Raw genomic sequence first — 25,949 nt, 5'->3', positions numbered from 1 at the left:
CGCATGCACGAGGATCAAGCTGTAGAACGTCGGCGCGGCGACCGGAAGTCCCCCCGGCGTCGCGGACGGCGAATTGAAAACGGAACTCTCGCCACATTGTTTCGTTAGCGCTTGGGGTGAGTGCCGCCAGTTTTATGTCTAATGATTCGGGCGGCAGGATGGTACCTGAGAGGTATGAGGCATGAATTCTGTCGCGATGAGCGAAAGATTCGAGGTTCTCGACTCCTGGCGTGGCATATGTGCCGTCATGGTGGTCATTTATCACTTCATATTTATCGTCAATACCCCGTTCTTGCAGAATGAATTTGTTTTGAATTCATATCTTTTCGTGGACTTCTTCTTTGTGCTGTCGGGGTTCGTCGTCTGCCACGCCTATCGCGACCGGATCGGCGACCGGCGGCAATTCGTCGGGTTCCTGCTGCGCCGCATCGGCCGGCTGTGGCCGCTGCATCTGGCGGTGCTGTTCGCGATGATGCTGGCGGTGATGGCGATCAACGTCGTCGGCCATCATCCCGACCGGCTGCTGATCGATGCCGGCAGCGGCAATTATTCGCTGCAGGCACTGCTGCTCAACGCCTTCCTGCTCAATTCCATGGGGCTGTACGGCTCCGCCTGGAACGGCCCGGCCTGGAGCATCGGCGCGGAATTCTACACCTACATCCTGTTCGCGCTGGTGGTGCTGGTCGCACGGCGCAAGCTGCTGCTGGTGGCGTCGGCGCTCGCCGTGGGGGCGGGGCTGGTCATTGTGACGTTCGCGCCGGCCTATATGAATTCCACCGCCGATTTCGGGCTCATACGTTGCATCGCCGGCTTCTTCACCGGCGTCGGCGCCTACCATGTGCACGCCGCGTTGCGCGGCCGGCGGCTGCCCTTCGCCACTTTCTGCGAGATGGCGTCGCTGGCGCTGGCGGTGGCGTTCATCCTCGCCGCCGGCCGGGGACCGGACAAGGCGCATGCGCTGAGCGTGCTGGCGCCGCTCGCCTTCGCGGTACCGATCCTGGTGTTCGCGCGCGAGGGCGGGCTGGCCTCGCGGCTGATGCGGCTGTCCCCGCTGCAGGCGCTCGGTCGCTGGTCGTTCTCGATCTACCTCATCCACATGCCGGTGCTGGTGCTGGTGGTGAGCTACGGCCTGTGGGCCTATGGCGAGCTCGCCGGCGTCGCGCTCCGGCAGGAGGTGGCGGTCGACGGGGTCGCCAAGCAGCTCTACGCCGTCGGCCCGGCTGGCGCGACCACGCTGCTGGCGCTGGTGGTGGCGCTGGCGGTGGCGTTGGCAGCGCTGACGTTCCGGCTTGTCGAGGTGCCCTGGCGCGACCGCTTCGCCCGGCTGGCGCGCGTGCAGGAAAAGCCGAGGAGCCTGCTGCCCGCCGCGCGGGCCACGGCGCGCTGCGGCGAGCCGGTGCCGGTACGCGTCAGGCGTCGCTGACCCGTTCAGCCGCGCTGGCGGACGATCTCGACCCCGACGTCGCGCAGTACGCCGGGGATCGGCGCGTTCGGCTTGTGCACCTCGACCCGCACCCGCTCGACGCGGCCAAAGCGGCGCAGGATCTCGGCGGCGATCGCCTCGGCGAGCGCCTCGATGATGTGGAAGCGGTGCCCGGAGGAGACGGCGTGCACCGTCTCGAACACCTTCTCGTAGCCGACGGTCTCGGCGTAATCGTCATGGGCGGCGGCGGAATGGGCGTCGAGCCACCAGTCGACATCGATGATGAAGCGCTGGCCGAGCCGCGCCTCCTCCTCATAGAGGCCGTGATAGGCGTGCAGCTCGATGCCGCGCAGGAAGATACGGTCGGACATGGGGGCGCTCCCGGTCGTTATTATGGTTCAGCCCGGCGCCAGCGCGGCGGACAGGAGGCCGACTGCCACCGCCGGCGCGCAGTCGGCGGCCGGGCCGGCAAGCGCCGGGTCGTCGGTGAGGACGTCGGCAAGATCGAGATAGGCAGCGCCGCGCCGCTCGGCGAGCTGGCGCGACAGGAAGCGGCCGATGCCGGCACCGACCACCAGCCCGACATCGTCCTCCCGCGCCGAGGCGACGACATCGAGCGCGCCGGCGAGGCGATGCAGCTGCTGCTGGCTCAGATGATAGGCGAGGCGCCGCGCGCGCGTCTGGTTCGCCGCGGTGAGGTCCTCGCCGACCATGCGCAGCAGCCGGCGGGCGCTGGCCTCCGCGCTCTTCGCGCCGCCATCCGCGGCCGGGTGCAGGTCGGCATCGTCGGGCAGCACGTCGAGCACGCGGTAGATGTCGGCGGTGGTGGCGTAGAGCTCGGCCATCAGCGGCACCAGGCGGCCGGCGAAGGGCACGTGTCCGGCGAGCGCCATCACCGGGGTGCGCACGATGCCGGTGTAGAGCAGTTCGCCATTGGCGAGCCGTTCGGCATCCGAGAAGCCGCGCGCCTCGACCCGGCCCTCGCCGAAGGCGATGAGGTCGGCGGTGGTGGAGCCGATATCGACCAGCACGCCGGCCGGCAGCAGATGCGCCAGCACGGCGGCGGTGGCGTACCAGTTCGCCGAGCCGATGGTGGCGGAATGGGCGGCGGCCTGATCGGCCGGCACGAAGCCCTCCGGCCCGGCGAACAGCGCCAGCGGCGCGCCGGCGAGTTCCTCGATCAGCACGGCGGCGGTGCCGACCACGCCGGCATGGCGGTCCGGCCAGAGATCGGCGCCCTCGGCGGTCATGGTGACGGCGGAGGGAATGCCGGCGGGGAATTCGGCGCGCAGCTTGCGCAGCGCCTCGGCGAGGTGCTGCGCGCCCTTCCAGACCGGGCAGGGGGCGATACGCACGGCGGCGAGCCGGCCATCCTCGCCGAAGGCGGCCAGCTTCACATGAGCGCCGCCGACATCCCAGCCCAAACGCGTAATCGTCGTCACACAAGCACCTCGACCGGAACAGGCGGGGGAAGACGCGGCAGCTCCGGCACCGCCCCGTCGCGCATGAGATCGGCGACGAAGGCGAGGACGTTGACGCCGAGTGCCCGCCGCAGGCCGGCATAGGAGGTGGTCAGCCGCGGATTGACCTCGACCACCACCGGCCCGGCGAGCGTCGCCAGATAATCCACGCCGACGAGGCCATGCAAGCCCGGAAGCGCATCGAGGATCGCCTGCGCCAGCCCGGCCTCGACCGCGCCGGGCGGGCGGATGCCGACGGTGACGCCGTGGAAGCCGAGCCGTCCGTCCGCGCATTCCACATGCTGGCGATTGACGCTCAGCACATGGGCGCGGCCGGACTGGCAGAGCAAGGTGAGGCTTTCGGCCGCGCCGGCGACATAGGGCTGAACCACCATGTCGATGCCGGCGGCAACGGCGTCCTCGCGCGGGCACAGGCGGATGTCGAGGCTGCCGGCCCCGTCGTCGGGCTTCACCACCAGAAGGCCGGAGGCCTCCGGCGGCACCTCGACGGGGCGCCAGCTCGGCACCACCGCGATGCTGGCGGCGGCGAGGCGGACGGCGGTGGCGTATTTGCCGGCGCAGAGGCGGAGCGTCTCGGCATCGGGCGCGAGGACGCAACGGCTGTGGCGGCGCAGCTTGGCAGTGACCGCCTCCATCGCGCCGCCGGTCTCCGGGGCGATCGGCCAGACGACGTCCGCGCCGACGGCGAGATCGGCCCAGACCGCCACCGCGTCGTCACCGGCGGCAAGCGGTCGGCTGTCGCCGCGCGGGGGCGGCGGCAGGCGATCATCGTGCGTGGTAATGACGCGGATGCCGGGCAGATCCTCGAGATCGCCGACCAGCGCGTCGCGCATCAGCGCGCCCTCGGCGGCGAGCGAGGGCGAAAGCGCTTCGCCCCGGAGCCCGCCTCCGGTTACAAACTCGCACACCAGAACCTGCATGGAACCCTTCGCGGCGGAGCGTATCGGCGTGGAACTTATACCGGTGATCGACCTGATGGGAGGCGCCGTCGTGCATGCGCGGCGCGGCGACCGTGCGAATTATCGTCCCATCGTCTCCGGCCTCTGCGCCGGTTCGGCGCCGGCGGACATCGCCCGGGCGCTGCGCTCGCTGGCGCCGTTCCGCACGCTCTATGTCGCCGATCTCGACGCCATTGCCGGGCGGGAGCCGCACCGGGCCGAGCTGGCGCAACTGGCGGAACAGTTCGAGCGGCTGTGGGTGGATGCCGGCGAGGCGCGGCTGGAGGGAGAGCGGCTGCACCGGGTGCTCGGCACCGAATCGATGGCGGATGCGGCAGGTGGGCTGGCAGCGCTGCGCGAGGGGCCGACCGTGCTCTCGCTCGACCATGACACCGAGGGCCGGCGCGGGCCGGCGGAACTGCATGAGCGCGCCGAGCTGTGGCCGGATGAGGTGATCGTGATGACGCTCGCCCGCGTCGGCGGCGATGCCGGCCCCGATTACGATCGGCTGCGAGACGTGCTGGGGCGGGCGGGGGCGCGCCGCGTCTACGCCGCCGGCGGCGTGCGCGACGTCGAGGATCTCCGCCGGCTGCGCGATATCGGCGTCGCCGGGGTGCTGGTGGCGAGCGCGCTGCATGACGGCCGGCTCAGTGCCGCCGACATTTCCGGCTTCATGAGCTGAGCGCGGCGGCGAACAGACTGGCCACCGTCAGGTCGGCGCTGGTGCCGGGGTTGAGCCCGCGCGCCTTCAGGCGGGCGTCGAAGGCGGCGAGCGGCGGATGGCGCCGCGCCGCCGGGGCCAGCCAGTCGATGCCGGCGGCCACCGCCTGCGCTTCCGCCTGCACCTCTCCGGCGACGGCGCGGCCGAACTTGCGGCCGATATGGCTGTCGGGGAAGGCGGCGAGGAAGGCGAGATAGGCAGCCTCGGTACGCGCCTCCGGCTCGGCATCGGGAAGGGCACGCAGGCGGGCGACGCCGATATCGAACACATCCGCGAAGCCGCCGACATATTGCGCGGCGATACGGTCCTCGCCGGCGGCGAGCCGCATCGCCTCGACGAGACCGATGGTGGCGGGGGCGCCGACATCGTGATCGGCGCGCCGGCCGAGCCCACCGGGACTGGCGGCGGCGATGGCGCGGAACACGGCGGAGGCGTCCGCAAGGTCGAGCGTCGCCAGTACCTCGCCGAGCGCCTGCCGCAGCGGCGCCGGTCGTTCGGCCGCCGCCGCCAGCGGCGCGCAGAGCAGCAGGATGCCGAGATTGGTGTTGAGCCCGGCGACCGCCAGCGAGGCGGCTACTGCCGCCTCGATCCGGGCTCCCACCCGTTCTCCCCGCCGGGCGATGCAGGGTGCGGCCGCAAAGGCGGCGGCCTCGAAATGCGCGACCTCCATGCCGTGGCCGGCGGCGAAGCGATGTACATTGCCGGGCTTCAGCGCGTCGAGCTCGGCGAAGCAGGCGGCGAGGAAGGCGGCTTCGATGTCGACCATGGTCATGGCCGCGCTCCGCTTCCGGCGCGCCGCATGGCGTCCCACAGCGCGTCCATGCGCAGCAGCATCACGCCGCGCGCCTCCTCGGCATCGCGGCCCTCGCCGAACACCGTGCAGACCGGCTCGCCAGGGTGCAGCCGGGTGCCGAGTGCCGGCCGGTCGGCGGTGTGGGTCGGTAGCGGCGCGAGCCGCATCTCGAAGCCGGCCGGCGCATAGAGGATGCCGGCCGCCCGGGCGCCAGCCTGCGGGTCGGGATGCAGGGGGAGCAGGTCCGGCAGGCGGCCGGCGCAGGCGTCGAGATGCAGGCGCAGCAGCGGCGGCAGGGGCGGGCGGTCGAAAATATCCAGCGTCGCCCCCGGTCGCGGGTTGAGCTCGATGAGGTTCCAGCTTTCGTGCGACAGGATGAGGTCGGCGCTGGCGAGGCCGACAAGCCCGGTGGCGCCAGCGAGACGGGCGAGTGCCTGCGCCACCTCCCGCTCGACATGGGGCGGCACCGCGATGGGGCCGGCGGCGCCGCCATAGCGATAGGGCGAACTCGCATCCGGCGCGCACCATTGCTCGGAGAAGGCGAGCAGGCGGGCGTCGCGGCCATCGGCGAGGAACAGCGCCGAGACCGAGCGCCCCTCGATCCGCTCCTGCAGGTAATGACCGGCGCCGTGCACCCGCTGCGCCGGGTGGATGTGGCCGCCGCCGGAGGCGCCGATGGCCTTTTCCAGCGTGTCCACGCCGATCGGCGCCACCTCGGCGAAGACGCGTGGATGCGGGATGCCGAGGCTGGCCAGCAACCCGCTCAGCGCGAACGGATCCTTGAGCTGCCGCAGCACCGCACCGTCATTGCCGGCGAGATTGCCGCGCGCGGCCAGCCGGTCGACGAGCTCCGGCATCGCCTCGAAGCCGGAGCCGAGCACGAGGGGGGCGGACGCGGCGGCGTGCAGGTCCAGCTGCGCGAGCAGGTCGTCGGCGTCGATGGCGAGGCCGTCGTGACGGCGCAGTGCCACCATCTGTGCCGCGAGTTCGCGCGTGTCCTCGTCGCCGAACAGGTCGAGCACCAGCGGTTCGAGGCCGGCGCGCCGCGCCGCCGCCGCGAGCGCGCGGGCGGACAGGGCGGCGAGCACGATGTCGGGCATGGCAGGCCTCAGGCGGCGAGCGAGCGGGCGAGGTCGAAGGCGACCTCGACGCCGATCTCGAGCGGGCCTTCCGCGACCCGCATGCGCTTCAGCAATTCATGCTGCACCTGATATTTGAGCTGGCCGACGGTCAGCGCGCCGATGCCGCGCGCCCCGCCCGGCAGGGCGACGCCGTTGGCCATGGCGTCGATGCCGGCAATGCCGGCCGGCGGCACCGCATTGATGTCGGCGGCGACCTTGAGAGAGGAAGCGGCCGCCAGCGCGTCTGGCGACAGGATCTCGACGCCGGCCTTGCCGCAGGCGAGTACGACATCGGCCTCCGGCAGCAGGTCGCGCTTGTCCTCCTCGCTGCGGGCGGCGGCGCTGGCGAGCGAGACGCTGAAGCGGTGCGCGAAGTCGCGGGCCTTGGCCTCGACGGTCTCGATGTCGCGATGGCTGACCAGCGTCACCTGCGCGCCGGCGCGGGCGGCGAGCACGCCGGCAATGCCGCCGACCACGCCGGTGGCGCCGTAGACCTGCACCCTCGCGTGCTCCAGCCCTTGCGGGCGGACGACGCGCAGATGGCGCTCGACTTCCGCCACCATCGCGGCGGCGGTGGTGAAGGCGCCCGCCGGATCGACGAAGACCGAGATCTGGAACGGCGGGAACAGCACTTCCTGCGCTCGTGCCGCCATGTCGAGCGCCAGCGCGGCGTCCTTGCCGCCGATGAACAGCCCGGTGCGTGGCGCGCCCGCCGGCGGGCGCGAGAACATCATGTCCTGCACCAGTTCGCCGATCTCCTCCAGCGCGACCTGGCTATAGGGCAGGATGGTCGCGTAGCCGGCATCGACCGCCATGTTGACGTCGAAGGGGCTGATGTGGCGCAGCGGCGAGACGATGTGCAGGATCGGCGCGTGCTCGTCCATTCCGTGGTTCTCCGGGGAAGTGCCAGTCGGCGGCGTGTCAGTCGGGGGCGAGCCAGTCGGTGCGCGCGCCGGTGTTGCGGCCGCGCGCCACCGTGAAGGACAGGTTCGGCCGGTCGGCGAAGCGCTGGCGCAGCAGCGCCGCCAGCCGCTCGGCGGCGTCGGGCGAGGCGACAAGCGCGAAGCCGGTTGGGCCCCAGGAGCTCTGGCCGACGCCGGTGGCGCCCTCGGCGGCGGCGAACTCCATGGCGGCCTCGACATCCCGGCTGGTGTAGCGTCCGCCCTGCGCGCGGGCATAGTGATCGCCGAGCCGGGCCTGGATCTCGCCGACGGCGGCACCGAAGCCGGTGCAGTCCTCCTCGACCAGCGCCGGCAGGGCGACCATGAGCGTTAGGCGGCACAGATGGCCGGCGAGAGCCTCCTCGAAGGGCGGCAGGGCGTTCATCGCCGACACTTCCTCGCTGCCGCTGAGGCCGTGCGCGGTGTCGTCGAAGGCGAGCAGGATACGCCAGTCGGCGGGGAAGGGATGGCGGGCGAGGATGGGCGGCGGGGCGTGATGGCCGGCCGCCTTGCCGCCGTCGAGCAGCACGCCGCCCTGCGCGAAGGCGCCCATGCCGATGCCGGAGCGGGCGCCGCGGTCGAGCGCGTCGGTAAGGGTGCGGGCATCGAGCGGCCGGCCGCGCAGCGCGGCGAGCGCCGAGCCGGCGGCCAGCGCCAGCTGGGTGCCCGAGCCGAGCCCGGCATGCGGCGGCAGCGCCCGCTCCACCGTGACAGCGACGCGTGGATCGAGATCGAAGGCCGCCGCCACCCGCTCGACGGCGGCGCGGGCGCGGGGGGCGTCGGGCCCGGTCGCGACCAGCGCGTCGGCCGGCTGCATCCTTAGCGACAGCGTCGGCTGGTCGAGCGTGAGGCCGAGGCTGCCGAAGCGGCGGCCGAGACTGCCGGACAGATCGAGAAAGCCGAGATGCAGCCGGGCCGGCGCGATGACGCGCACCCCGTTCGCATGGGTCGGCCGGTCGGGGTGGGCGATGGTCGTCGTATTTTCGTTCACGGGCATTTCCTCCCCACCATGGTAGAGCCCCGTCGCCGCCACGGGCAACCGGGCGCGACCATTTGCCGGTGGGCGGCGGGAGGGCCGGCGCCCGCGAAGGCGGCGCTTCGTGATTTGCCGGGCTCCTCCGACGGGCGTAGCCTCACTGGACGGTGCCGCCCTGCGGTGGATGCCGATCGCAGGATGGGATTGACCCGCGCGGTGCCCTGACAAGGGAGGCGCATATGGGACGCTATTTCATCGATTGCCGGGAAATGCCCAGCGACAAGAAATGCACGCTCGCAATGGCCGCCGACAGCGAAGGCGAGCTGATGGAGGCCGCCGTGCAGCATGCCGTCGCCATGCACGGCCACAAGGACACGCCGGAACTGCGCGGTGAGATGAAGAAGGTCATCCACCGCGGCACGCCGCCGGCCGCCGCGCCGCGAGCGGCCTGACATCCCGGCATCCCGTCCCTCTTGCGGTAGGGACGGGATGCCGCGGGGACGGGTGCCGTGCCTTGGACGCTACAGCAGCGTGCCGTGCAGGATGGCCAGCGCCACGCTGAAATAGATGACGAGGCCGGTGACGTCGATGAAGGTGGCGACGAAGGGTGCCGACGCGCTCGCTGGGTCGAAGCCGGCCCGCCGGAGCACGAAGGGCAGCATCGAGCCGATCAGCGAGCCGAAGGTGACGATGGCCACCAGCGCCGAGCCGACGGTCGCCGCCACCAGCACCCAGTGCTCGCCATAGTCGTGGAAGCCGGCGAGCTGCCAGATGGTGATGCGCGTCATGCCGAGCGTGCCGAGAATGGCGCCGAGCACGAGGCCAGAGGGAAGCTCGCGCAGCGCCACCCGCCACCAGTCGCCGAGCTTGATCTCGTGCAGAGCGAGCGCACGGATGATCAGCGAGGTCGCCTGCGAGCCGGAATTGCCGCCCGAGCTCATGATCAGCGGAATGAACAGCGTGAGCACGATGGCGCGCTCCAGCTCGTCCTCGAAATGCTGCATGGCGCTCGCCGTGAGCATCTCGCCGAGGAACAGGATGGAGAGCCAGCCGGCACGCTTCTTCAGCATGTCGAGGAAGCCGATCTCCATATAGGGCTCGTCCAGCGCTTCCATGCCGCCGAACTTCTGCGCGTCCTCGGTGCCTTCCTCGATGATGGCGTCGATCATGTCGTCGACGGTGACGATGCCGAGCACCTGCTCGTTGGCGTCGACCACCGGCACGGCGAGCAGATCGTATTTGGAGATGAGCCGCGCCACCTCCTCGCGGTCCATCAGCGGATCGACGGTGATCGGGTCATGATCCGGGGCGGCGGACAGGATGGGCTGCTGCGGCTCGCCGATGATCAGCCGGCGCAGCGTCACCGCCTGCAGCAGCCTGTGGGTCTCGGGATCGAGCACGTAGATGGCGTAGATGGTCTCGCGCGTGCGCTCGATGGCGCGGATATGGCGCAGCGTGTCGCCGATCGTCCAGCTGGAGGGGACGGAGACGAACTCGGTGGTCATCAGGCTGCCGGCGGTGTGCTCGGGCCAGGAGAGCAGCCGGTTCAGCTCGGCCTGCGTCGCGGCCGGCAGGCGGGCGAACAGGTGCGAGCGCGCCGGCTCCTCCATCCAGCGGAACAGGTCGGCGGCGCGGTCTGCGGAGAGCTCGGAGATGAGGCGCACCGCCTCCTCGACCGGCAGCGCCTCGATGAGATCGCTGGAGAGATCGAAGTCGGGCAGGTCGAGGATCTCGATCTGCTTCTCGCGCGGCAGGCTGGCGAGCACCGCCGAGGCGACTTCCGGCTCCTCGTCGTCGAGGGCCTCGGCAATGTCGGCGGGGTGTTCTTCGGCAAGCTCCGCCGCGAGGGCGGCGGCGTCCACGAATTCGTCGTCGCGACGGGGATCGTCGCGGCGGTCTTCGGCCGTGTTGCGGATATCGTCCATTTCGGCTCACTTTCCACCGTCCGTCCCGGGAGGGCGGCGCAGCGAGCCGAGTGCTAGGTCATGCCTGCGGTCGGCTCACGCACGCCGGCCGCCACGGGCCGGACGATCGACTGTCACTGTCGCTGGGCATGTGTTGAATCTTGATCTTTGTGGAGAGCATTGCATCGATGATGCACTGCATCATGACGGTTTCAGTGAACCCGGCCCGCATTTCTGTCAAGCCTCATCCCAGCGGCCGGCCGACGCTGCGGCATCCGGCGCATCTTTGCAGCGGTTCAGGGATGTTGGGAAAGACCGGGGCGACGCTTCGGCGCGGCCGCAAGCGGGCAGGCGACGGCGAAAGATGTCGCCGTCGACATCTCATGCCGGCAGCGAGCGTATGGCTGCCGGCCAGTCGGGATCAGACCAAGAGCCAGACCAGCAGGAGCAGCACGACCGCGAGGGAGACAAAGCCCCCGAAGGATCGACTGCCGCTGATTTCGTCCCGTTCCGTCTGCATCGAAATCCTCCATAAATTGTTTCAATTTTTTATATTAACGGAACGGTAATTCACTCCGGCTGCGGAGTCCAGATCGAGGCGGGGGAGTTTTGCCGGCGCGGGTCGGGCCGCGGGTCACGATCAGCGGAGCGCGCGTACCAGAGCCCGCGCCTGGGCGAGCCTCACCGGATCGAAGCGGCCGGTGCGGCCATCGGCGCAGAGCGCGCCGCGAAAGCCGAGATAGTCGGCACCGACGCCGCCGAGCGCCGGGATGTCGTCGAGGGTGAGCGAGCCGGCGAGGCCGGTCATCAGGCCATGCCGGTGCGCCTCCTCGACGAACTGGCCGAGGGTGAGGGCGTCGAGATGGGCGGTGAGCGGGCCGGCCTTCTTGTCGGCGGTATCGAGCATGATGCCGTAGAAGCCGGCGCCGCCGGCGTCGGCGATCAGCGAGAAGTCGGGGTCTTGGTCGGCGAACAGCACGCCGACGAGACGGGTCCGGGCCGCCAGCGGCGCCAGCGCCGCGATGCAGGCGGCGGCATGCGGGCTGGCGAACAGGCCAGCCTTGACGATGGGCACGCCGGTGGCGGCGACGCGGGCGCAGGCGCTGGCCAGGATGGCCGGCACCATGGGCTGGTCGCCGGCAGTGGCGCTGAGCGCCGGGCGGTCGGGCCCGCAGGCGTTCCACAGCATCATCGCGGCATCGAGCGCCTCCGAGCTCCAGGCGCCGAGCGCGCCGAAGGCCGGCTGCTTGAGGTCGACGATATCAGCGCCGCCGGCGATGGCGGCGCGCATCTCGGCGAGATCGGCGACGCTGGCGAGCAGGCCGGGTGCCGCGCCGGGCACGACCGGACGGAGATGCGAGACGTGGCGGCTCATGAGACCCGGTTCCATCGCATCACGCTCATGGTGTCGCGGCCGGCGGCAGGCCGTCGCGCGTGCGGCGATGCGAGGACACCGCCTCCAGCATCCACTCCCACGCCTCCTGCTCCTCGGGGCCGGCGGTCTTCTCCACGGCGATGGCGAGATAGGCCATCTCGGCATCCACCTTGTCGTCGGGGAGAATGTGCAGGCGGCTGATCAGCACGGCAGCTTCCAGCACCGCCGCCTTGGCGCGGTTCATGCCGAGAAAGCGGTGATGGCCCTCGCTGTGATAGGTCTTGCAGAAGATGCGCGGCCGCTGCGGGTGGTCCTCGATCCGGTCGACGGTGATCTCGTCATGCGACAGCGCGCCGACGAGGCGCGGGCAGTCGATATAGCTGGCCTTCTGCGTCTCGACCGGAATGCGCTTGCCGAGCACGCAGGCGGCGATGAGCCGGACGTCGTCGGTGAAGTTGATGACGCCGATCTGGGTGTCGGCCAGATTGTCGAGCGTGCGCGACGGCTTGAAAGGCTGGAGCAGGTAGCCGCCCTCGATCACCGTGGCGCCCATGGGAGCGATGTGGCGCTCGCCGGCGCGCGAACGGGTGGTGACGATGGTCTCGCGGATCATGGCTCGCTCTTATCGGGCTTCGTCGGCAGCGTCGAGCCGGTCGAGGTCTTGCTTGCCAAGGTTGAACCCGCCTTGTCGAATGTCAAACGGTGCGGATCGGCCTTGCCGTCATCGTCGCGCCCGTCGCCCCGCCCGGCGACGCCCCATTTGAGCGCCTCGTCCTGCGCGTAGCGCTTGCCGAGCCGGAAGGCGATCTCGGCGCGGGCGGTCTCCACGCCGAGATAGAAGGCGTGCGCGGCGTCGTCCTCCACTCCCAGCGAGGGGAAGAAGGCGAACGGGTCGTCGCCGATGTGGTGGCCGTCGCGGTTGAAGACGTGCACGCCGTCCTCGGCCACCATGATGCGGTAATTGCGGTCGCGCACTTCCTTCGCGAGGTCGTCGATCTCGTCGGGCGAGGCGGCATAGGGGCGGCGGTCGCGCAGTGCCATCAGCCCGCCGCCGAAGCCCTGCGGCAGCGCACCGGCCTCGCGGGCGGCGAAGAACTCGCGGCGGGCGCGGTCGAACTCCTTCACCGCCGTGCGGCAATGCGGGCTGACTTGTACCGCGAGCACCGCGTTGAGCCGCAGCTCGGAGATGACGCCCATCAGCAGGGCGTTGATGCCGGTGGTGTCGGCGTCGGTGAGCTCGGTGACGTTGCCGATGCCCATCAGGATGTCGATGTCCGGATACTGCCGGCGCAGCGTGGCGTAGCGTTCCAGCGAGGCGGTGAAGCCGTAATGGATCGGCTCAAGGATCGGGTCGGCGAGGAAGCGGATGTTCTTCGCCCGGCACGCCTCGATGGCGCGGATGAGCGAGCCGAGGTCGCTCGGCGGCGAGGGCACCAGCACCGGGATGGCCGGGCCCTCCTCGGCGATGGCGAGGTTGTGCTCGGTGAGGCTGAGCAGATAGTCGGCGCCGGCGCGGGTGGCGCGGGACAGCTCCTCGGGATTGAAGCTGTCGACGCTGACCTTCAGCCCCTCCGCCTTGAGCGCGGCGATGGCCGCCTCCAGATGCGGGAAGGGTGTGTCGGGCAGGCAGCCGAGATCGATCACCTCCGCCCCGTCGCCGGCGAGGCGCTTCGCCTTGGCGAGGAGATCGTCGAGCGACAGCGCCGAGGCGTCGACGATCTCGGCGAAGATGGTGACGTCGTGACGCGACAGGTCGGCGCGGGCGCGCGCCTTGCCGAAATGCTCCGGCAGGTCGGCGAGCTCGTCCGGGCCGCGCTCGAAGGGCAGGCCGAAATGCCGCTCCAGCCGCGAGAGGTCGCCACGGAAACGACCGGGCATCACCACGCGGCTGGTGCCCTCGGGCACCTTGAAGCGGCGTTCGACGATCTCGGCGGTCATCAGCGCCGCGACCTTGACGCCGACATTGACCACCACCGGATCCAGCGCCGGCGAGGCGATCTCGCCCGCCACCTTGACGAGGCGCGGCTCGGCGAGCGAGCCGGTGACGAGGGCGACCCGCTCCGCGCCGTGGCCGGCGGGTTTCTCGTTGTCCTCAGCCATCGGCCGGCGTCCCGGCGGCGAGCTCGACCTTGCGGGCGGCGACCGCCTGCTCCAGCGCGCCGATGGTCTCCACCACCGTGCAGTACTCGAAGCGGGACAGGCGGTCGGTGTTCTCGAGGTCGATGGCGCGCGGATAGACCGGCACCGGCCCGCGCGGCGCCATGGTGATCATCTCCGGCGAGGTGTCGCAGGCGAAGACGATGCTCGGCACGCGGCACTTGCCGGCCTGGGCGAAGCAGTTGGTGACCAGCGAGTCCGCAATGCCGTACACGCATTTCGCCACCGTGTTGGCCGAGGCCGGCGAGACGACGAGCGTGTGGTAGCGCCCCTCATAGAAGCGGCCGACCGGCACGGCGGAGGCGGAGAGGTCGTGATAGATGCGCAGATGCTCCGGCAGCTCCTGCCGGTACATGCGCAGCACCTCCTCCGCCGCCTTGGAGACGAACAGGTCGACCGGGTCGAGGCTGGCGATCAGCGCCAGCGACTCGACGAAGAAGTGCCCGGAGCCGGTGAGCGCCCAGGCCCAGCGGGCGTCCTTGCGCGGGTTGGTTCGGGTCTCGCTCATGCCGCGCTCCTGTCGCGGGAGAAGGCGGCCAGCGCCTCGTCGACCGAGAGGAGGTCGATCCGCCCAGTGTAGCGCGCGGCGAGCGGCGGGAAGTAGGGATCGACGAGGCCGGCTTCGGCCCATTCCGCAGGCTGGCCGGTGCTCGCGGGCGCGGATTTCACCAGCACCAGCCGGTGGGCTCCGAGCTGCAGCGCCAACCAGAGCGCCAGGCTGTCGGAGGTGACCTCCCAGCTCGCCGGGAGATCGGCGGCGCGGGCCATCGCCGCCGGCAGCCACAGCGCGGCGCGGCCGGCCGCATGGGCGCGGGCCATGGCGGGCGCATCGGCTGCGGGAGTGAGGCGCGGCTCGATGTCGGCGAGCGCCAGCGCGAGGCTTTCCATGGCGAGGATCGCCATGTGATGGCAGGCGTCCTCGCTCAGCGACAGGCGCGGTTGCAGCGCCCGCACCGCATCCGCCAGCGGGCCGCCGCCCGGCACCACGATGAGCGGGGCACCGGCCGCCGCGAGGCCGGACAGCAGCTCGGCGAGGCGCGGCGCGGCGGCAAGGCTGCCGCCGAGCTTGACGATGACCGCTTCCGGCATAGGCGTCTGGTGCATGAGGTCACGTCCCGCAACTCGCAGTTCCGCTCCATTGAGCACGGATGCGCAGCGGTGCTTATGCGACAAAAGGTCGGACGGGAAAACCCTTTGCCTCCCGCGCCTTGCCGTGTGCCGGCCAGGGCGACCCTTCCGGCCGAGGGCAGGGGGGCATTGTCACCGGTACGGGAGAAGACGGGGATAGGGACGACGACGGCACGCCGTCCGATAGCCGGACCGCCCTGGCGGGGGCGGCCCGGCATCGGGCGCCTGCGTCGGAACGCAGCACCTTGGTTGTCTCGCGGCTACGCCATACCGGTCGCCCGCTGCGGGGGGCGAAAATACAGGCGATCGGCTTCAGCGAGACAAGGGTCGGTTCGTCTCTGCCGCGATGACGATGGAACTCTAGCATCCAATTTAGAAACTTCACAGTACCAATAATATGGATACGGTGTCGGTATTCGGGTTTCCGAAAGCCTCTGTGCCCTGGCTCAGGGGTGGAAAACAAAAAAAAGCCCGGAGCGGGGGCTCCGGGCTTTTGAAGGTTAGACGGTCATAAAGCGGCAAGCCGCTCCGTATTCCGAGGTTGAACATGGGCCCGTTCCGGGGGCTTGTCGAGGGTGATTCGGCGCCGATCACGTATTCGGGATTCGCAGATCAACCCTCCTCACGCGCGTCGTTGCGCCACGGCGGGCTGCCCCGGAGGCGGCAAATGGCCACCGCCTCAGAGGTCCGCGAGATGGTGCAGGGCGATGCCGGCGGCGGTGGCGACGTTGAGGGAATCGAAGCCACCGGCCATCGGAATGCGCACCGTGCGGGCCCGCGCCAGGCTGTCGGCGGACAGGCCCGGTCCCTCGGCGCCGACCATCAGCGCGGTACGTGGTGCGCGTACCAGTTGCTTCAGCGTGGTGGTGCCGGCCGGGCTGAAGGCGAGCAGCTCGAAGCCGCCGGCCGCCAGCAGGTCGAGGAGGGCGCCGGCACCACCTTCGCGGGCGAAGGGCACGATGAGGCTGCCGCCGACCGAGACGCGGATCGCCTTCCGGTAGAGCGGATCGCAGGACGCGAAGTCGAGCAGCACTGCATCCGCCCCGAAGGCGGCGGCGTTGCGCAAGATGCCGCCGACATTGTCGTGATTGGTGATGCCGAGCGCCACGACCACCAGCGCGCGCACCGGCAGCGAGGCGAGCAGCGCGGCGGCGCCGGGCTGTTCGCCGCGCAGGCCGACGCCGAGCAGCCCGCGATGGATGTGGAAACCGGTGATGCCGTCGAGGATCGTCTGGTTGGCGGTGTAGATCGGCAGGTCGTCCGGCGCCTGCGCCAGCAACGGCGCCAGCGCCTCCGCCCGGCTCTCGGCGATCAGCAGCGATTCCAGGCGAAAGCGGTTGCGCGGGGAGAGCGCGACGTCGAGCACCGTCTTGCCCTCGACGATGAACCGCCCGCCGCGCCCGACGAGATCGCGCTCCTTGATGACGCGATAGGCGTCGATGCGCGGATCGTCCGGAGCGGTGAGGGGGATGAGATGGACCATGGCGGCCTCATACCCGTTTAGGGGCGGACTGTCGCCGGGGGCATCACAGCGCACCGCACCCTTGTTCGGGCGGGGAGAGATTTTCTCGACTTCCCGATCGCGTCGCCCCTCACCGACCCGCTTCGCGGGTCACCTCTCCCCAGTGGGGAGAGGGAAAGACAGCGCGATGCCTTATCCGCCGAGTTCCTCGCGCAGCATCTCCAGCTCCAGCCACTGCTCTTCCGCCTTGGCGAGGTCGGCCTGGGCCTTGGTCAGCTCGGCGGTGGCCTTCTGGAAGCCGGAAGGATCGCGCGTATAGAAATTCGGCGTGGCCAGCCGATTATTCAGCCGGGTGATGTCGGATTCCAGCTGAGCCATCTGCTTGGGCAGATGCTCCAGCGCATATTTCTCCTTGTTGGAGAGCTTGCGCTTCGAGCCCGATGTCGTCGGTGCCGGGGAGGCCGGCGCGGACGCCTTCGCCGGTGCGGCGGCGGCCGCAGCGGCGGCGCGCGCCTTCACGCCATGGCCGCGCTGGGCGACCATGTCGGAATAGCCGCCGGCATAGACGTTCCAGTTGCCGTCGCCCTCATAGGCGATGGTGGCGGTGACGGTACGGTCGAGGAAGTCGCGGTCGTGGCTGACCAGCAGCACCGTGCCGGCATAGTCGTCGATCATCTCCTCGAGCAGGTCGAGGGTCTCGAGGTCGAGATCGTTGGTCGGCTCGTCCAGCACCATCAGGTTGCTGGCTTGCGCCAGCGCGCAGGCGAGCAGCAGCCGCCCGCGTTCGCCGCCCGACAGCCGGGAGACGGCGGTGCCGGCCTGTTCCGGGGTGAACAGGAAGTCCTTCATGTAGCCGATGACGTGGCGCGGATTGCCGCCGACGAACACCTGGTCGCCGCGCCCGTCGGTGAGCGTGTCGCGCACCGAGCGCTCGGGATCGAGCGCGGCGCGGCGCTGGTCGAGCGTCGCCATCTCGATATTGGTGCCGAGCTTGGCCTTGCCGCTGTCGGGCGCCAACTCGCCGGTGAGCATCTTCAGCAGCGTGGTCTTGCCAGCGCCGTTGGGGCCGACGATACCGATGCGGTCGCCGCGCTGGATGCGGATCGACAGGTCGCGCACGATGACGCGATCGCCATAGGACTTGGAGATGTTCTCCGCCTCCATCACCAGCTTGCCGGAGACATCGGCCTCGGTGGCGGTGACGGAGATGGTGCCGACGGCGCCGCGATGGTCGCGGAACTTGGCGCGCAGATCCGCCAGCTGGCCGACGCGGCGCATGTTGCGCTTGCGCCGCGCGGTGACGCCGTAGCGCATCCAGTGCTCTTCCGCGACGATCTTGCGGGCGAGCTTCTGCTGGTCGCGCTCCTCCTCCTCCAGCACCTGGTCGCGCCATTCCTCGAAGAAGGCGAAGCCGCGCTCCATGCGCCGCGTGCGGCCACGGTCCAGCCAGACGGTGGCGCGGGTCAGGTCCTGCAGGAAGCGGCGGTCATGGCTGATCAGCACGAGGGCGGAGCGCAGGCCGGCGATCTCGGCTTCCAGCCATTCGATGGCGGGCAGGTCGAGATGGTTGGTCGGCTCGTCGAGCAGCAGGATGTCCGGCTCGGGGGCCAGCACGCGGGCCAGTGCCGCGCGGCGGGCCTCGCCGCCCGACAGGTTCGCCGGGTCTTCCTCGCCGGTGAGGCCGAGTTCGCCCAGCAGATAGAGGGCGCGGTATTCCTGATCGCCCGGACCCATGCCGGCCTCGACATAGTCGAGCGTGGTCTTGAAGCCGGAGAGGTCCGGCTCCTGCGGCAGGTAGCGCACCGTGGCGCCGGGCTGCACGAAGCGCGGGCCGGAATCCGCCTGCACGAGGCCGGCGGCGATCTTGAGCAAGGTCGACTTGCCCGAGCCGTTGCGGCCGACGAGGCCGACGCGCTCGCCGGCGGAGACGGAAAGCTCCGCTCCTTCGAGCAGCGGCGTGCCGCCGAAGGTGAGGCGCGTGTCTTGAAGCAGAAGGAGAGGGGGTGCCATGGCGGGGGGATAGGCGATGAACCCGCGCGGGGCAAGGGGCTCGAAGAATTTGACACGAAAGGGCCGGCGGACAGGCCCCTTCGTGTCGGAGCGGCTCGCCGGCCTTCAGAAGATGTCCGGCTTGTCCCGATGGAGCACTCTCAGATGGAGGTGATCCCACGGTCCGAGGAAGATGAACTTGAATCGCAGATGAGGGACCGTATCGACCCACTCGGCGAAGGCGCGGGCTTCGCCGATCGCGAAATCATGGCTCCAGTCGTCGAAAACCAGGATCGAGCCATGCGACAACCGATGGGAAAGGAACGCCAGGCATTCCTTGGCGGGTTCGTAGATATCGCAATCGATGCGAGCGAACGCCACCTCACCCAGCGCCTGCGCCTTCGGCGTGGGCAGGGAATCCGAGAAAAATCCTTCGACCAGGCGGATGCGCGGCCGTTCGGCGGCACGAACATTCGCTTCCACGAGCTCGCGGCCGGCGGCGTACATGCCCTTCTTCCAGAAGCTGCTGTCAAAGACCTTGTGTGGCTCCGACAAGCCTCGAAAGCTGTCGAAGCCCCAGATCTGGCGGTCGGCGAGGCCCGCCACCTCGGTCATCGAGAACAGCTTGTCGATCCACGCTCCCTGGAAGATGCCGAACTCGGTGAAGTCGCCTCGGACACCGGAACCGGCAAGTTCGACGATCAGCTGCTGAATATATTCCGATTCGACATTGAGAAGGGCCTCGAAGCACCTCTGGAATTGATCGGATCCGTCCTTATAGATGGAATGTAGTTTGACATTCTGAATATTTCGCGTCAGCGGAATGCCAAAATATTCTTGAGATAGTCGGTGGTAGTTGTCTTCGGTTCGATTCCAATCCGTGGATGGCGTTGTCTGTCGTAGTAGCTGATCGAATTCGTCAGGGCTGTGAACGATATAGCCTGCCTTTCGTAGAATCGATTTCAGCATGTTTTCCTCCGACGCCCCTTAATTTGTTTATGGGTCGCTGTGGGGCGGCGGCTGACAATGCCACGTTTATCTGTGTCGTAGCGAGGGGGGCCGATGGAGACCGGCTCCGGGCGGCAGAAGGCGAGACGCGAAGCGTCGCCGTCAGCCAGCCAATCCGTGGCGATGGAAGACGCAGGCGAGCTTGTTGCCATCGGGGTCGCGGACATAGGCGGCGTAGAAGCCCGGCCCATAGGACGGGCGCAGGCCCGGCGCGCCCTCGCTCGTGCCGCCATGGGCTAGGGCGGCGGCATGGAAGGTGTCGACCTGCTCGGCGCTGGCGGCGCGCAGGGCCGTCATCTGGCCGTTGCCGGGGGTCGGGGCATCGCCGTCGAAGGGCTTGCAGAGCCACAGGCTGACACCGTGGTCATAGTCCGGGCCGAAGCCCACCCAGCCGGGCAGCGTCTCGTCGGTGCGGGCCTGACCGACCGTGGCCATGACCGCATCGTAGAAGGCCAGTGCTCGCTCGAAATCCGAGACGCCGAGCGTGACATAGAGGACGAGCGAGGGCATGCCGGGTCTCCCGTGAGGATGGTCTCCCGACGCTATCCGCGAATAGGCGGCGAGCGGAAGACGGGCGCGACACCGAGCCGCCGGCCGGCAGTCATGTGGCGGCCGGGGAAGCGGGCGTGTAAACAGCGACGGAACGTCTCCGCCAGCCAATCGGACTTGCCATGACCTCGACGACCACCGCAGACCTCGCCCCGCTCCTCAGCAAGATCGCCCAGCGCATCGGCGCCCAGCACGTGCTGACCGCCCCCGGGGACACCGCGGCCTATCTGCGCGAGGAGCGCGGGCTCTATGACGGACGCACCCCGGCGGTGCTGCGGCCGGGCAATACCGAGGAGGTGGCCTTCGTCGTCGCCGCCTGCGCCGCGGCGGGCGCGCCGCTGGTGCCGCAGGGCGGCAATACCGGCCTCGTCGGTGGGCAGATGCCGTTCGGCGAACTGGTCGTCTCGCTCGCCCGGCTCGACAAAATCCGTCATGTCGACCCCATCGACATGACCATGACGGTAGAGGCGGGCTGCATCCTCGACAGCGTCCACAAGGCGGCGGAGGATGTCGGCTGCCTGTTCCCGCTGCACATCGCGGCGCAGGGCTCCTGCCGCATCGGCGGAAACCTCTCCACCAATGCCGGCGGCACCGCCGTGCTGCGCTACGGCAACGCCAAGGAGCTGGTGCTCGGCCTCGAAGTGGTGCTGGCCGACGGGCGGGTGTGGAACGGGCTGAAGCGGCTGCGCAAGAACAATGCCGGCTATGATCTCAAGCAGCTGTTCCTCGGCACCGAGGGCACGCTCGGCATCATCACCGCCGCCGTGCTGAAGCTGTTCCCGGCGCCGGCGCAGCGCGCCACCGCCTTCCTCGCCGTGCCCGACCCCGAGCATGCCCTGAAGTTGCTGCACCGGCTGCGCGGCCTCGCCGGCGACGGCCTGACCACTTTCGAGCTGATGGCGGATTTCGGCATCGAGACGGTGCTGAAGCATATGCCCGGCACGGTGCGCCCCTTCGCCGGCCGCTACGACTGGTACGTGCTCGCCGAGTTCTCCTCGCCGACCCGCGCCTTCGACATCGCCGCGCTGATGGAGAGCGGGCTGGAGGCCGCGATGGAGGCCGGTGAGGTGGTCGATGCGGTGATCGCGTCGAGCGAGGCGCAGGCGAACAATCTGTGGCGGCTGCGCGAGGACATGAGCGAGGCGCAGAAGCACGAGGGCGGTTCGATCAAGCACGACGTCTCGGTGCCGGTCTCCCGCGTGCCGGAGTTCCTCGCCCGCGCGCTGCCGGCGGTCACCGCCGAGCTGGAGGGGCTGCGCCCGTGCCCGTTCGGCCATGTCGGCGACGGTAACATCCATTTCAACCTCAGCCAGCCGGTGGGGATGGACAAGGCCGCCTTCATCGACATGTGGGAGCACTTCAACCGTATCGTGCACGACATCGTGACCGACATGGACGGCTCCATCGCTGCCGAGCACGGCATCGGCCGGCTGAAGGCGCATGAGCTCGGCCACTACGCCGATCCGCTGGCGCTGGAGCTGATGAGCCGGTTGAAGCGCGCGCTGGATCCGCAGGGATTGCTGAACCCCGGCAAGGTACTAGATGTGTAGTGGCCGATAATCTCAGTCTAGAACGATCATAAAGTAGAGAATCGAAGTATTCAGCTTCTTTTGAAACGTTCTACTGTTTGAGAAATGGGCATTTAAAGGTTGTCGGGAGCGTATAGAGGGGTTTAAGGAAACCGTTAATTGACCAGTCGCCCACTCGCAGGGCCGTGGGCGTCGTGCGGAAAGCGCGGCGCGAAGCCGCGAGCGGGCCGCCAATGACGGGTAGCCCCAATGCCGACCCTGCGTCTTCCGACGATCCGCCTCTCGATGCCGCGCCTCGCCGCTGCGCTCCGCCGTCCGCTGGTCGGGCTCGCGGCGCTGTCGGTGCTCGCCGGGCCGCCGGTGGCGTTCGCGCAGGGAACCGGGACGACGACGCAGGCTCCGGTAGCCACCCCGACGCTTGCTCCGGCGCAGCCGCAGGCTCCGGCAACGTCGGTGCCGGCGAATACGACGGCTCCCGCGGTGACCGCACCCGCTCCGGCTGCTACGGCTCCTGCGACGACGACCGCGCCTGCCGCGACCGGCATTCCCGCGACCGGCGAAGCGCCGGCGGTCACTCCGGCGCCGGTCGCGGGTGATGCCGCTGCTGCTCCCACCGATGGCGCTCCGCTGCCGGAAGTGGAGGACGGCAGCGTTTCCGCGCAGCTGCCGCACGACCTGTCGCCCTGGGGCATGTTCATGGCCGCCGACTGGGTGGTGAAGGCGGTCATGCTCGGCCTTGCCTTCGCCTCGGTGGTGACCTGGACGGTGTGGCTGGCCAAGAGCGTCGAGCTGATGGCGGCGCAGACGCGGGTGCGCAAGGCGCTGCGCGGCCTGCTCGCCAGCGCCTCGCTGGACGAGGCCCGCCGGATCGGCGCCAAGGGGCCGGCGCTCGCGATGCTCCGCACCACCGATCTCGAGCTGAAGCGCTCCGGCGACCTGCCGGCCGAAGGCATCAAGGAGCGCGTCTCCATTTCGCTCGGCCGCATCGAGGTGGCGACCGGCCGCGCGATCAATCGCGGCACCGGCCTGCTCGCCACCATCGGCGCCACCGCCCCCTTCGTCGGCCTGTTCGGCACGGTCTGGGGCATCATGAATTCCTTCATCGGCATTTCGAAGGCGCAGACCACCAATCTCGCCGTGGTGGCGCCGGGCATCGCCGAGGCGCTGCTTGCCACTGCGATCGGCCTCGTCGCCGCCATCCCGGCGGTGGTGATCTACAATCACTTCGCTCGCCAGGTGGCCGGCTATCGCATCCTGATGGGCGACGCCTCCGCCGAGGTGCTGCGGCTGCTGTCGCGCGACCTCGACCGGCGCGACGCTCGCGAGACGCAGCGCGCGGCGGCCCCGACCCCGGCCCGCATCCGCGCCGCCGCCGAGTGAGGTGAGCCGATATGGGTGCCAAGCTCCAGAGCAGCGACGTCGACGATCTCGGCGAAAACCACGAGATCAACGTCACGCCGTTCATCGACGTCATCCTGGTGCTGCTGATCATCTTCATGGTGGCGGCGCCGCTCTCCACCGTCGACGTGAAGGTCGACCTGCCGGCCTCGACGGCGGTGGTGCAGCCGCGTCCCGACAAGCCGGTCTATCTCAGCGTGAAGAGCGACCTCGGCCTGGCGCTCGGCAATGACGACGTGCCGCGCGGCGTGCTCGGCAGCACGCTGGACCACGCGACCGAGGGCAAGAAGGATACCCGCATCTTCCTGCGTGCCGACAAGAGCGTCGCCTATGGCGACCTGATGGAGGTGATGAACCTCCTGCGCGCCGCCGGCTATCTCAAGATCGCGCTGGTCGGGCTGGAGGCGGTGCCGGCGGCGGCCGCCGCGGCCCCGGCGGGTGAGACCGCCGCTCCTGCGGCTTCCGCGCCCGCGGCGCCGGCGAGTGCCGCTCAATGAGCCTGATGCTTCTGCGCGGCGGAAGGTTGGAGCGGATCGCCCGCGCCGGCTGCTGGATCGGCTGCGGCGCGATCGTCCTCGGCGCGCATGGCGGCGCGCTGGCCTATCTGCTGTCCTCTCCGCCGCCCGAGCTCATGCCGGAGCCGGCGGCGATCATGATCGAGCTCGCCGAAGTGCCGGTGGCGCCGCCCTCCCAGCCGGCCGATGTCGCGCCCGGCCCGCAGATGATGGAAGCGCCGGAAGAGGTCGAGGAAGAGGTCAAGCCGGACGAGGAGCCCGAGGAGGAGGTCGAGCCGCCTCCGCCCGAGCCGGTGAAGCAGGAAGAGCCGCTGCCGGAGGTGACGGAATCCCCCGCCCCCGACATCGAGGTGCCGCTGCCGCCGCCGGCGCCGCTGGCCTCCGAACTGACGCCGCCCGAGAAGAAGATCGAGCCCAAGAAGGAACCGCCGAAGAAGAAGCCGAAGCCGCGCGAGAAGAGCGAGAAGCCGCCGGCGCCGCGCACTTCTGCCGCGCCGCAGATGCAGGCGGAGAACTCCGAGCAGATCGCCGCGCCGACGGCGGGCGCCTCCTCCTCGCGCTCGATGACGCCGGCGAACTGGCGCTCGCGGCTGATGTCGCATCTCAACCGGCACAAGCGCTACCCGACCGGGGAGAGCGGCGCGGGCAAGGCGCGGGTCGCCTTCACCATCAACCGCGCCGGGCAGGTGCTGAGCGCGCGGCTGGTGGGCTCGTCGGGCAATTCCCGCTTCGACGAGGAAGCCGTGGCGATGCTGCGTCGGGCCTCGCCGGTGCCGCCGCCGCCGCCGGAAGTGCCGGGCAACACCATCGCCTTCACCGTGCCGGTGGACTTCACCCTGCGGTGACGACGCGCGGCTGACGCGCGGCGCCCGTCACAGTTCCGCGAAGGCGGGTGCGTGGCGCAGGGCGCCGGCGGTGGTCGGCAGGTCGCCGCCGAGCGGCAGCGCCATGAAATGCGGTCCGGCATAGGGCGAGGAGAAGCCCGCCGCCTGCTCGGTCGAAAAACCGAAGCGACGGTAATAGGCGGGATCGCCCAACACGAAGAGCGCCCGCCAGCCCATCGCCTCGGCACGGGCGATGGCGGTGCGCACCAGCGCCGCGCCGATGCCGTGCGCCCGTCGGTCGGCATCCACCGCCAGCGGCGCGAGGGCGAGCGCGGGGAACGCGGCGGCGATCGGCGAGAGCAGCACATGGCCGACGATCTCGCCATCGTCCTCGGCCACCAGCGACAAGGTTGCGTCGCCGGCTTCGCGCAGGCGCGTCACCAGATCGGCCTCATCGGGCCCGTCGAAACTGTCGCGTAGCAGCGCGTGGATCGCGGCTCCCTCGCGGGTCTTCTCATCGCGGATAAGCATCACAAAGGGTCTCTTCTAGCCATCAAGCCGGGCGAGGAGGGCGCCGAGGTCGTCCCACAGCTCCTCCGGGTCTTCGAGGCCGATGCTGAGCCGCAGAATCGGCCCTTTGTGCGGCCACGGCACGGTGGTGCGCAGCGGCGCGATGTCCATCGGCGCGACGAGGCTGTGCGTGCCGCCCCAGGAGGCGCCGATGGAGAACAGCTTGAGGCTCGACAGGGCGGCGGCGAGGCGGGCGTCGGTGCCCGCTTTCAGCACCAGGCTGAACACGCCGGAGGGGCCCTTGAAGTCGCGGGCGAACACGGCATGACCGGGACAGCCGGGCAGCGCCGGGTGCAGCACCGTCTCGACCTGCGGCCGGCCGTCGAGGCGGCGTGCGAAGTCTTCCGCCACCCGACCGCAATGGGCGAGGCGCACCGCCATGGTCTCGATGCCGCGCAGGGCGAGCGCGCATTCGTCCGGCGACACGCCTATGCCGAGCGCCGACAGGGTCTGGCGCAGGCGCCGGTGGAGGTCCATGTCGGTGACGGTGATCGAGCCGAGCAGCAGGTCGGAATGGCCGCCGACATATTTGGTCAGCGCCTCGCAGGCGAAATCGACCCCGTGGGCGAGCGGCTTGAACAGCAGCGGCGTCGCCCAGGTGTTGTCGCAGCCGGTAAAGACGCCGCGCGCCCTGGCCGCCGCGACGATGGCCGGAACGTCCGGCACCTCCATGCTGCCGGAGCCGGGCGTCTCGATCCAGACCAGCCGGGTGCGGTCGTCGATCAGGCCGGCGATCCCGGCGCCGATCATCGGGTCGTAGACGGTGACGTCGATGCCGCGCGCCGCGAGATGATCGAAGGCGAGCGTCCGCACCGGCGGGTAGACATTGTCGGGAATCAGCACCCGGTCGCCCGGCCCCAGCAATGTCAGCATCACCATGGATATGGCGGCCTGGCCGGACGGCACGAGGACGGTGCGCGCGCCGCCTTGCAGCCGCGTGAGCTGCTCGGCCAGCGTGCGGGTGGTCGGCGTGCCGGCAAGGCCGTAGGTGTAGCCGTCCACCCCGCGCTCCGCCCGTTGCAGGAAGGCCTCGCCATCGGGATAGACGATGGTGGAGGCGCGGTGCGTCGGCACGGCGAGGCTGGCATAGCCATCCTGCGGCACCTCGGGGTGATGCACGCATTGCGTGGCGTCACGCATCGCCGGT

Annotated in this window: 26 protein-coding genes; 7 read left to right on the top strand and 19 right to left on the bottom strand. The window is 69.9% G+C overall.

From position 1 onward, the window contains the following. Positions 1–181 precede the first annotated feature (181 nt). Positions 182–1,423 carry an acyltransferase family protein gene (locus tag LGR54_RS09735; RefSeq protein ID WP_370638172.1) on the top strand — a complete coding sequence of 414 codons (1,242 nt, stop codon included), beginning with the start codon at positions 182–184 and terminating at the stop codon, positions 1,421–1,423. A gap of 5 nt (positions 1,424–1,428) precedes the next feature. On the opposite strand, the gene folB is transcribed toward LGR54_RS09735, so the two are convergent. The 3 genes from folB to LGR54_RS09720 are packed head-to-tail and all read right to left on the bottom strand — an operon-like array spanning position 1,429 to position 3,824. Further along, positions 1,429–1,794: a dihydroneopterin aldolase gene (gene folB, locus LGR54_RS09730; RefSeq protein ID WP_230361770.1), complete on the bottom strand. Its 366-nt coding sequence runs from the start codon at positions 1,792–1,794 to the stop codon at positions 1,429–1,431. Between the two features lie 27 nt (positions 1,795–1,821). Further along, entirely contained in the window at positions 1,822–2,865 is a 1,044-nt protein-coding gene (locus LGR54_RS09725; RefSeq protein ID WP_230361769.1) for a hydantoinase/oxoprolinase family protein, read from the bottom strand. Beyond that, a complete protein-coding gene (locus tag LGR54_RS09720; protein WP_230361768.1) occupies positions 2,862–3,824 on the bottom strand; it encodes an ATP-grasp domain-containing protein in 963 nt (320 codons plus the stop codon). Before LGR54_RS09720 ends, LGR54_RS09725 begins: the two co-directional genes overlap by 4 nt. Before the next feature lie 28 nt (positions 3,825–3,852). Between LGR54_RS09720 and LGR54_RS09715 the strand changes: the two genes are divergently transcribed. Then, positions 3,853–4,524: a HisA/HisF-related TIM barrel protein gene (locus tag LGR54_RS09715; protein WP_230361767.1), complete on the top strand. Its 672-nt coding sequence runs from the start codon at positions 3,853–3,855 to the stop codon at positions 4,522–4,524. Here the strand turns inward: LGR54_RS09715 and LGR54_RS09710 are convergent. From LGR54_RS09710 to LGR54_RS09695, 4 genes are read right to left on the bottom strand one after another with little or no spacing between them, the layout of a single operon-like run. Beyond that, complete coding sequence (locus LGR54_RS09710; RefSeq protein WP_230361766.1) at positions 4,514–5,335, bottom strand: triphosphoribosyl-dephospho-CoA synthase; 822 nt, start codon at positions 5,333–5,335, stop codon at positions 4,514–4,516. The two genes, LGR54_RS09715 and LGR54_RS09710, sit on opposite strands and share 11 nt — an antisense overlap. Continuing rightward, positions 5,332–6,456, bottom strand: coding sequence for an ATP-grasp domain-containing protein (locus tag LGR54_RS09705; RefSeq protein ID WP_230361765.1), 1,125 nt, complete (start codon positions 6,454–6,456; stop codon positions 5,332–5,334). Before LGR54_RS09705 ends, LGR54_RS09710 begins: the two co-directional genes overlap by 4 nt. An 8-nt stretch (positions 6,457–6,464) precedes the next feature. Beyond that, on the bottom strand, positions 6,465–7,361 hold the full coding sequence (locus LGR54_RS09700; RefSeq protein WP_230361764.1) for a methylenetetrahydromethanopterin dehydrogenase: 897 nt from the start codon (positions 7,359–7,361) through the stop codon (positions 6,465–6,467). A gap of 37 nt (positions 7,362–7,398) precedes the next feature. Further along, positions 7,399–8,415 (bottom strand): beta-ribofuranosylaminobenzene 5'-phosphate synthase family protein, encoded by a 1,017-nt coding sequence (locus tag LGR54_RS09695; RefSeq protein WP_255607452.1) that lies wholly within the window; start codon positions 8,413–8,415, stop codon positions 7,399–7,401. Positions 8,416–8,633: 218 nt separating this feature from the next. Between LGR54_RS09695 and LGR54_RS09690 the strand changes: the two genes are divergently transcribed. Next, on the top strand, positions 8,634–8,846 hold the full coding sequence (locus LGR54_RS09690) for a DUF1059 domain-containing protein (protein WP_230361762.1): 213 nt from the start codon (positions 8,634–8,636) through the stop codon (positions 8,844–8,846). A gap of 69 nt (positions 8,847–8,915) precedes the next feature. Here the strand turns inward: LGR54_RS09690 and mgtE are convergent, their stop codons facing one another. From mgtE to LGR54_RS09640, 10 genes are all read right to left on the bottom strand, one after another. Then, positions 8,916–10,319 (bottom strand): magnesium transporter, encoded by a 1,404-nt coding sequence (gene mgtE / locus LGR54_RS09685; RefSeq protein ID WP_230361761.1) that lies wholly within the window; start codon positions 10,317–10,319, stop codon positions 8,916–8,918. A gap of 619 nt (positions 10,320–10,938) precedes the next feature. Further along, positions 10,939–11,673, bottom strand: coding sequence for a (5-formylfuran-3-yl)methyl phosphate synthase (locus LGR54_RS09680; RefSeq protein ID WP_230361760.1), 735 nt, complete (start codon positions 11,671–11,673; stop codon positions 10,939–10,941). Positions 11,674–11,698: 25 nt separating this feature from the next. Continuing rightward, on the bottom strand, positions 11,699–12,286 hold the full coding sequence (locus tag LGR54_RS09675) for a DUF447 domain-containing protein (protein WP_230361759.1): 588 nt from the start codon (positions 12,284–12,286) through the stop codon (positions 11,699–11,701). After that, a complete protein-coding gene (locus tag LGR54_RS09670; RefSeq protein WP_230361758.1) occupies positions 12,283–13,773 on the bottom strand; it encodes a DUF6513 domain-containing protein in 1,491 nt (496 codons plus the stop codon). The genes LGR54_RS09675 and LGR54_RS09670 overlap by 4 nt, the downstream gene beginning before the upstream one ends. Next, positions 13,766–14,338 carry a flavoprotein gene (locus tag LGR54_RS09665; protein WP_214011425.1) on the bottom strand — a complete coding sequence of 191 codons (573 nt, stop codon included), beginning with the start codon at positions 14,336–14,338 and terminating at the stop codon, positions 13,766–13,768. Before LGR54_RS09665 ends, LGR54_RS09670 begins: the two co-directional genes overlap by 8 nt. Further along, positions 14,335–14,934: an aspartate kinase gene (locus tag LGR54_RS09660; RefSeq protein ID WP_230361757.1), complete on the bottom strand. Its 600-nt coding sequence runs from the start codon at positions 14,932–14,934 to the stop codon at positions 14,335–14,337. Before LGR54_RS09660 ends, LGR54_RS09665 begins: the two co-directional genes overlap by 4 nt. Before the next feature lie 703 nt (positions 14,935–15,637). Then, positions 15,638–16,441, bottom strand: coding sequence for an RNA methyltransferase (locus LGR54_RS09655; RefSeq protein ID WP_230361756.1), 804 nt, complete (start codon positions 16,439–16,441; stop codon positions 15,638–15,640). A gap of 171 nt (positions 16,442–16,612) precedes the next feature. Continuing rightward, positions 16,613–18,430 (bottom strand): ABC-F family ATP-binding cassette domain-containing protein, encoded by a 1,818-nt coding sequence (locus LGR54_RS09650; RefSeq protein ID WP_230361755.1) that lies wholly within the window; start codon positions 18,428–18,430, stop codon positions 16,613–16,615. Positions 18,431–18,535: 105 nt separating this feature from the next. Continuing rightward, the gene (locus tag LGR54_RS09645) at positions 18,536–19,378 is read right to left on the bottom strand and encodes a TylF/MycF family methyltransferase (RefSeq protein ID WP_230361754.1); all 843 of its coding nucleotides are present in this window, start codon (positions 19,376–19,378) and stop codon (positions 18,536–18,538) included. Between the two features lie 141 nt (positions 19,379–19,519). Next, the gene (locus tag LGR54_RS09640; protein ID WP_230361753.1) at positions 19,520–19,927 is read right to left on the bottom strand and encodes a VOC family protein; all 408 of its coding nucleotides are present in this window, start codon (positions 19,925–19,927) and stop codon (positions 19,520–19,522) included. 161 nt (positions 19,928–20,088) lie between these two features. On the opposite strand from LGR54_RS09640, the gene LGR54_RS09635 reads away from it, so the two are divergent. The 4 genes from LGR54_RS09635 (at position 20,089) to LGR54_RS09620 (ending at position 24,253) form a co-directional block, all read left to right on the top strand. Further along, positions 20,089–21,516 (top strand): FAD-binding oxidoreductase, encoded by a 1,428-nt coding sequence (locus tag LGR54_RS09635; protein ID WP_230361752.1) that lies wholly within the window; start codon positions 20,089–20,091, stop codon positions 21,514–21,516. Between the two features lie 228 nt (positions 21,517–21,744). Beyond that, complete coding sequence (gene exbB / locus LGR54_RS09630; RefSeq protein WP_230361751.1) at positions 21,745–22,875, top strand: tonB-system energizer ExbB; 1,131 nt, start codon at positions 21,745–21,747, stop codon at positions 22,873–22,875. Between the two features lie 11 nt (positions 22,876–22,886). Continuing rightward, positions 22,887–23,390, top strand: a complete 504-nt coding sequence (gene exbD / locus LGR54_RS09625) for a TonB system transport protein ExbD (protein WP_230361750.1) — start codon at positions 22,887–22,889, stop codon at positions 23,388–23,390. After that, on the top strand, positions 23,387–24,253 hold the full coding sequence (locus LGR54_RS09620) for an energy transducer TonB (RefSeq protein ID WP_230361749.1): 867 nt from the start codon (positions 23,387–23,389) through the stop codon (positions 24,251–24,253). The genes exbD and LGR54_RS09620 overlap by 4 nt, the downstream gene beginning before the upstream one ends. Before the next feature lie 27 nt (positions 24,254–24,280). On the opposite strand, the gene LGR54_RS09615 is transcribed toward LGR54_RS09620, so the two are convergent. After that, on the bottom strand, positions 24,281–24,763 hold the full coding sequence (locus tag LGR54_RS09615) for a GNAT family N-acetyltransferase (protein ID WP_230361748.1): 483 nt from the start codon (positions 24,761–24,763) through the stop codon (positions 24,281–24,283). 15 nt (positions 24,764–24,778) lie between these two features. After that, entirely contained in the window at positions 24,779–25,942 is a 1,164-nt protein-coding gene (metC, locus tag LGR54_RS09610) for a cystathionine beta-lyase (RefSeq protein ID WP_230361747.1), read from the bottom strand. Positions 25,943–25,949: the final 7 nt, after the last annotated feature.

This window comes from Ancylobacter sp. Lp-2 (assembly GCF_020523795.1).
GTDB lineage: Bacteria > Pseudomonadota > Alphaproteobacteria > Rhizobiales > Xanthobacteraceae > Ancylobacter.
The sequence above is the reverse complement of the archived record's forward strand: the minus strand, read 5'-3'. Positions and strand labels throughout refer to the sequence as shown.

Coding starts and splice junctions, on each gene's coding strand:
- LGR54_RS09735 (WP_370638172.1), top strand. CDS start 182: ATGAATTCTGTCGCGATGAGCGAAAGATTCGAGGTTCTCGACTCCTGG.
- folB (WP_230361770.1), bottom strand. CDS start 1,794: ATGTCCGACCGTATCTTCCTGCGCGGCATCGAGCTGCACGCCTATCAC.
- LGR54_RS09720 (WP_230361768.1), bottom strand. CDS start 3,824: ATGCAGGTTCTGGTGTGCGAGTTTGTAACCGGAGGCGGGCTCCGGGGC.
- LGR54_RS09710 (WP_230361766.1), bottom strand. CDS start 5,335: ATGACCATGGTCGACATCGAAGCCGCCTTCCTCGCCGCCTGCTTCGCC.
- LGR54_RS09705 (WP_230361765.1), bottom strand. CDS start 6,456: ATGCCCGACATCGTGCTCGCCGCCCTGTCCGCCCGCGCGCTCGCGGCG.
- LGR54_RS09700 (WP_230361764.1), bottom strand. CDS start 7,361: ATGGACGAGCACGCGCCGATCCTGCACATCGTCTCGCCGCTGCGCCAC.
- LGR54_RS09695 (WP_255607452.1), bottom strand. CDS start 8,415: ATGCCCGTGAACGAAAATACGACGACCATCGCCCACCCCGACCGGCCG.
- LGR54_RS09690 (WP_230361762.1), top strand. CDS start 8,634: ATGGGACGCTATTTCATCGATTGCCGGGAAATGCCCAGCGACAAGAAA.
- mgtE (WP_230361761.1), bottom strand. CDS start 10,319: ATGGACGATATCCGCAACACGGCCGAAGACCGCCGCGACGATCCCCGT.
- LGR54_RS09680 (WP_230361760.1), bottom strand. CDS start 11,673: ATGAGCCGCCACGTCTCGCATCTCCGTCCGGTCGTGCCCGGCGCGGCA.
- LGR54_RS09675 (WP_230361759.1), bottom strand. CDS start 12,286: ATGATCCGCGAGACCATCGTCACCACCCGTTCGCGCGCCGGCGAGCGC.
- LGR54_RS09670 (WP_230361758.1), bottom strand. CDS start 13,773: ATGGCTGAGGACAACGAGAAACCCGCCGGCCACGGCGCGGAGCGGGTC.
- LGR54_RS09665 (WP_214011425.1), bottom strand. CDS start 14,338: ATGAGCGAGACCCGAACCAACCCGCGCAAGGACGCCCGCTGGGCCTGG.
- LGR54_RS09660 (WP_230361757.1), bottom strand. CDS start 14,934: ATGCACCAGACGCCTATGCCGGAAGCGGTCATCGTCAAGCTCGGCGGC.
- LGR54_RS09655 (WP_230361756.1), bottom strand. CDS start 16,441: ATGGTCCATCTCATCCCCCTCACCGCTCCGGACGATCCGCGCATCGAC.
- LGR54_RS09650 (WP_230361755.1), bottom strand. CDS start 18,430: ATGGCACCCCCTCTCCTTCTGCTTCAAGACACGCGCCTCACCTTCGGC.
- LGR54_RS09645 (WP_230361754.1), bottom strand. CDS start 19,378: ATGCTGAAATCGATTCTACGAAAGGCAGGCTATATCGTTCACAGCCCT.
- LGR54_RS09640 (WP_230361753.1), bottom strand. CDS start 19,927: ATGCCCTCGCTCGTCCTCTATGTCACGCTCGGCGTCTCGGATTTCGAG.
- LGR54_RS09635 (WP_230361752.1), top strand. CDS start 20,089: ATGACCTCGACGACCACCGCAGACCTCGCCCCGCTCCTCAGCAAGATC.
- exbB (WP_230361751.1), top strand. CDS start 21,745: ATGCCGACCCTGCGTCTTCCGACGATCCGCCTCTCGATGCCGCGCCTC.
- exbD (WP_230361750.1), top strand. CDS start 22,887: ATGGGTGCCAAGCTCCAGAGCAGCGACGTCGACGATCTCGGCGAAAAC.
- LGR54_RS09620 (WP_230361749.1), top strand. CDS start 23,387: ATGAGCCTGATGCTTCTGCGCGGCGGAAGGTTGGAGCGGATCGCCCGC.
- LGR54_RS09615 (WP_230361748.1), bottom strand. CDS start 24,763: ATGCTTATCCGCGATGAGAAGACCCGCGAGGGAGCCGCGATCCACGCG.
- metC (WP_230361747.1), bottom strand. CDS start 25,942: ATGCGTGACGCCACGCAATGCGTGCATCACCCCGAGGTGCCGCAGGAT.